This is a genomic window from Actinomyces sp. 594 (assembly GCF_019325145.1).
Taxonomy (GTDB): Bacteria; Actinomycetota; Actinomycetes; order Actinomycetales; family Actinomycetaceae; genus Actinomyces.
In genome coordinates this window covers 128,112-133,137 of the sequence record NZ_PIZC01000045.1, presented here as the reverse complement: position 1 = coordinate 133,137, position 5,026 = coordinate 128,112, and the positions used below count along the sequence as shown (strand labels likewise).

Annotated in this window: 3 protein-coding genes; 2 read left to right on the top strand and 1 reads right to left on the bottom strand. The window is 73.1% G+C overall.

Annotated elements, in window-relative coordinates:
- Nucleotides 1-2,566, bottom strand: a 2,566-nt coding sequence (locus GZ998_RS07710; protein ID WP_308807183.1) for an AAA family ATPase, incomplete at its 3' end; no start/stop codon positions are given.
- A gap of 216 nt (nucleotides 2,567-2,782) precedes the next feature.
- Here GZ998_RS07710 and GZ998_RS07705 point away from each other — a divergent pair.
- Nucleotides 2,783-3,742 (top strand): ABC transporter ATP-binding protein, encoded by a 960-nt coding sequence (locus tag GZ998_RS07705; protein ID WP_162679631.1) that lies wholly within the window; start codon nucleotides 2,783-2,785, stop codon nucleotides 3,740-3,742.
- A gap of 3 nt (nucleotides 3,743-3,745) precedes the next feature.
- Nucleotides 3,746-4,999: an ABC transporter permease gene (locus GZ998_RS07700; protein WP_219109502.1), complete on the top strand. Its 1,254-nt coding sequence runs from the start codon at nucleotides 3,746-3,748 to the stop codon at nucleotides 4,997-4,999.
- Nucleotides 5,000-5,026: the final 27 nt, after the last annotated feature.

Below are 5,026 nucleotides of genomic sequence, written 5' to 3'. Positions count from 1 at the left end.
GGGCGGCAGCCCGCAGGGAGTCGGCCCGGCCGCGGACGCTGCGCTCCCGCTCCTCGGCGGTGCGCAGGGCCAGGCGCGCCTCCGTCTCGGCGGCCCGGGCCGCGGTGGCCGCCTGCGCGGTGGCCTCGCGGGTGGCGCGGGCGGCGTCGATGGCGGTATCAAGGTCGCTCTCCCCAGCGGGTGCGGTACTGCCTCCGGGCGGGGCCGCGGCGACCGGCACCTGATTCTCGACCGCGGCGAGGGCCGCCTGGGCGGTGGCGAGCTCGGCGGCGCGCTGGGCGGCCTCCGCCTCGGCGCGCTCCAGGGCGCGGCGGGCGCGTCCGGTCTCCTCACGGGCGGCGCGGGCGGCGGAGTTCAGGCGCGCACGGTTCTCGGCCACGCGAGCGGCCTCGGCGTCGGCCGCACGCAGTTTCTCCAGCGCCTCGGCTACGGCGGCGCGGGCGATGGACTCAGCCTGGCGGGCATCGGTCAGCGCGGTGTCGGCCGCGTGCTCCGCGGCGGCGGCGGCGGTTGCGCGAGTGGCGGCCTCCTCGTGCGCGGCGGCCAGGGCGAGCACCGAGGCGGCGCCCTCGCCGGCGCCGGTGGCCCACGTGGGGGCGAGAACGTCGCCGTCACGGGTGGCTACCACGGCGCCGGGGACGGCGGCGCGCATAGCCTGGGCAGTGGCCAGGTCGGGGACCACCCAGGCGTCGGCCAGCAAACCGCTGAGAGTACGGGCGAGCGCGGCGGATTCGGCGCCGATGAGCGCGGCGGCTCGCTGAGCATCCGCAGGAACGCTATCGGGAACCGAGGGCTCGGCGGCGGGCGGGCGGTCCGCCGCGCCGTCGGCGCTGGAAATGACCAGGCGCAGCCCGCCACCGTCTTGGCTGCGGGCGTGGGCCAGGGCGGCAACGGCGGCGTCGGTGTCGGCAACCACCGCAGCCCCGGCCAGCTCACCGAGCAGCCCGGCCAACGCCTCTTCCCAACCGGCTTCTACCGTGACGGCCCCGGCGAGCGGGCCGAGGATGCCGGGCAGTCCGGCGTCGGCGAGCTCGGCGGTGGCGTCCTGCGCACGCAGGGACAGGGCGAGGGCGTCACGGCGGGCGGTCCAGGTGGCCAGTTCGGCGGCGGCCTCGCGACGGGTGTCGGTGGTGGCGACGACTGCGTCGCGGGCCGCATTGAGCGCGGCGGTGGCCGCCTCGTGGGCGGCGGCGGCACGGGTCTGCTCACCGGCCGCGGCGTCGGAACTGTCGGTGCCGGCGGGAGCGTCCGGGTCGCCGGCGGTGGCCGCCTCCAGTGCCCGGGCGGCGGCCGTGTCGCGCTCCTGGGCGGAGGCCAGGGATGCCCGAGCCAGTTCGACGGCGGCGCGGGCGGCCTCGTGGCGGGAGCGTGCGGAGGCCACGCGGCCCCCGGCACGGGCGAGCAGCTCGCGGTGCTCGGCGCGCCGGGTCTGCAAGGCCGCGAGCGCCTGCTCGGCGGTGGTGGCGGCGGCCTCGGCGTCGACGCGTTCGGCGGTGGCGTCCGTCAGCGCGGTGCGGGCGGCCTCAATGGCGGCGGCAAGCTCAGCCTCCTGGGCGGCGGCCTCCTGGGCGCGCCGCTCCAGTTCCTCGGGGTCGGTTCCGGCCTCGGGGCGCGGGGCGCCCGCCAGGCCACGTACCCGTTCCGCCGCCACGTCCGCCAGCGCCGACAGGGACTGAACGGCTGCCGACAGCTCCTCCCAGGTGGTGGTGGCGCGGGCCAGCCGCTGCCCGGACGTGGACTCCAGGGTCGTCAGCTCCTCCAGCCGGGCGCGGGCGAGGCGCTCGGACTCATCCAGCTCGGCCCGGCGGCCGGCTAGGCGGGCCTGGTCCTCCTGTCCGGCCTCCAGCAGGGACTGGACCTGCACGACGTCGTCGGCCAGCAGCCGAGCGGTGGCGTCACGAACCTCGGCCTGGATGACATGGGCGCGGCGGGCGACGGCGGCCTGCCGCGCGAGCGGGCCGAGCTGGCGGTGCAGCTCGGCGGTGAGGTCGGTGAGCCGGGTCAGGTCGGCGGCCATGGAGTCGAGCTTGCGCAGAGCCCGTTCCTTGCGCCGCCGGTGCTTGAGGACGCCGGCGGCCTCCTCGATGAAGCCGCGCCGCTCCTCCGGGGTGGCGGTGAGCACCGCATCGAGCTGCCCCTGGCCTACCACCACGTGCATCTGCCGGCCCATGCCCGTATCGGACAGTAGCTCCTGCACGTCCAGCAGGCGGCAGGTGTTGCCGTTGATCTGGTACTCGCTGCCGCCGCCGCGGAACAGGGTGCGGGTGATGGTCACCTCGCTGTAGTCGATGGGCAGGGCGCCGTCGGTGTTGTCGATCGTCAGGGAGACCTCGGCGCGGCCGAGCGCCGGGCGGGAGCCTGCACCGGCGAAGATGACGTCGGCCATGGAGCCGCCGCGCAGGTTCTTGGCGCCCTGCTCCCCCATCACCCAGGTCAGGGCGTCCACCACGTTGGACTTGCCCGAGCCGTTGGGGCCGACCACGGCGGTGATGCCCGGCTCCAGGCGCAGGGTGGTTGACGAGGCGAAGGACTTGAACCCCTTCATCGTCAACGTCTTCAGGTGCACGCGTCAACGATAGCGGGAAGCGGGAGGAAACCGGTGATCCGCCAGCGAGACCGGTGCGGGAAGCGGGAGGAAACCGGTAGACGGACCCGTAGCGCATCCCGCGGGCGGGTGGCACGACACCGACACACCGGAAAGCTACCTTGACATTACGGGCACAACGAATCAAGCTTCTCAAGTCAAGCGGACTTACCACAGCCGATCCCGATTGGAGTCCTCATGCTCGACATCGTCAACCTGTCCAAACGCTTCGGGAGCCTGCAAGCGCTCGATGACCTGTCCCTGCGCCTGGGCGATGGGGAAATCGTAGGCTTCGTGGGCGCCAACGGAGCGGGCAAGTCCACCACCATGCGCATCGTCATGGGGGTACTCAGCGCAGATGCCGGCACCGTGACCTGGGACGGCACGCCGGTGGGCGCCGCTGAGCGGCGTCGCATCGGCTACATGCCCGAGGAGCGCGGCCTGTACCCCAAGATGAAGGTCGGCGAGCAGCTGACCTACCTGGCCCGCCTGCACGGGGTGACGGCCCCCGCGGCCCGGCGGGCCAGCGAGCAGTGGACCGAGCGGCTGGACATCGCCGCCCGCCGCGAGGACGAGGTGCAGAAGCTCTCCCTGGGCAACCAGCAGCGCGTCCAACTGGCCGCAGCCCTGGTCTCCGACCCCGATCTGCTGATTCTGGACGAGCCCTTCTCCGGCCTGGACCCGGTGGCGGTCGATGTTATGAGCCAGGTGCTGCGCGAGCGGGCCGCGGCCGGGGTGCCCACGCTGTTCTCCTCTCACCAGCTCGACGTCGTGCAACGACTGTGCGACCGGGTAGTCATCATCCAGGCGGGCCGACTGGTTGCCGACGGCACCGTGGCCGAGCTGCAGTCGGGTGCCGAGCCGCGCTGGCGCGCCGTCGTCGAGGTCGCGGGCCGGCCCGACGCAGCCGTCAACGCCGCCACCGCCATGCTTGCCGGAACCCCTGGAGTGGAGGCGAGTGCCGAGCCCATTGCTGAGGGTGCGCGGGTGACGGTGGTGGTCGGCGGAGCCGACGAGCAGCGATTGCTGGAGGCCGCGGGGCGTCTGGGACGGCTGCGCGAACTCGGCCCCGTCACCCGCCCGCTGACCGACATCTTCCGCGACGTGCTCGCCGCCCCCACCGCATCCCCCGCCCCCACGACCGGACAGGAGGCCTAAGCCGTGTCCACCAGCCCCCAAGCCATTTCCCGCTCCCAGGAGATCCGGCTGGTTGCCGGCCGCGAGCTACGCGCCCAGCTGTTCAAGCGCTCAGCGGTCATCTCCACACTCGTCATGCTGGTCCTCGCCGTCGGCGGGATTCTCGTGGTCGCCCATCTGACCGGCGGCGAGGACGAGCCCTACCGGCTGGGCGTGTCCGCCCCCGCCGACGCCGTCGCACTCAGGCCCGCCCTGGAGCAGATCACCGGCACCAACGGTCTGCCCATCGAGGTCACTACCGACGTCTCCGACGCCGAGGCCGCCCTGGGAGTCAGCGGCGACATCGACGAGGACGCGACGCTAGACATGGTCCTCGACCTGAACAGCACCTCCCCCGCGCTGAAAGTGACCGAGGAGGGCCGCGCCGACCAGGCGGTGGTCGCATCCGTAACCAATGTGCTCCAGCAGGCGGCCCTATCGGATGAGATCAGCGCCCTGGGCGGCGATCCCACCCAGGTGGCGGCGTCACTGGCGGGGGCCGTGCCCCAGGTGGAGGCGCTCGACCCGCCCGACCAGGACTCCGCCGACTTCGGGGCCCGCTACACCGTGCTCCTGATCGTCGACATTCTGCTGTTCATCATCGTCATGGGTGGTGGGCAGACGATCGCGATGGGGGTAGTGGAGGAGAAGTCCAGCCGCATCGTGGAGATCCTGCTGGCCTGCGTGCGGCCCACCTCCCTGCTGGCCGGCAAGGTGATCGGCACCGGCACTGCCGTACTGGTCTCCTACGGGCTGATAGGTATCTTCGCCGGCGTGACGGCCAAGCTCAGCGGTGTACTGCCCGAGGGCGCCGTCGACATCGATACCGTGCTGCTCGCCATGATCGTGTGGATGATCGTCGGCTACGCGATCTACGCGGTCGGCTACGCCGCCGCCGGCGCGCTGGTCAGTCGTCAGGAGGACGTGGCCAGTGCGGTCATGCCGCTGACGATGACGCTGATGATCCCCTACGTGCTCTCCTTCGTGATGGCGCTGGGCGACGCCTCATCCCCGCTTTACCGCGTGCTGGCCTACCTGCCGCCCTTCGCGCCCTTCCTAATGCCGGCACGGCTCGTGCTCGGCGTCTCGTCGTGGGGTGAGCAGCTGGCGGCGCTGGTGCTAGCGCTGGTGTTCATCCCGGTCTTCGTGTGGCTGTCGGCGCGGGTCTACACGCGGGCCGTCACCCGCACCGGCGCCCGGGTCCCGCTCAAGGAGGTCCTGGGACGCCGCCCCGCCTGACAGCGAGCCCGTTCCCGGCCCCTATCC

Coding starts and splice junctions, on each gene's coding strand:
- GZ998_RS07705 (WP_162679631.1), top strand. CDS start 2,783: ATGCTCGACATCGTCAACCTGTCCAAACGCTTCGGGAGCCTGCAAGCG.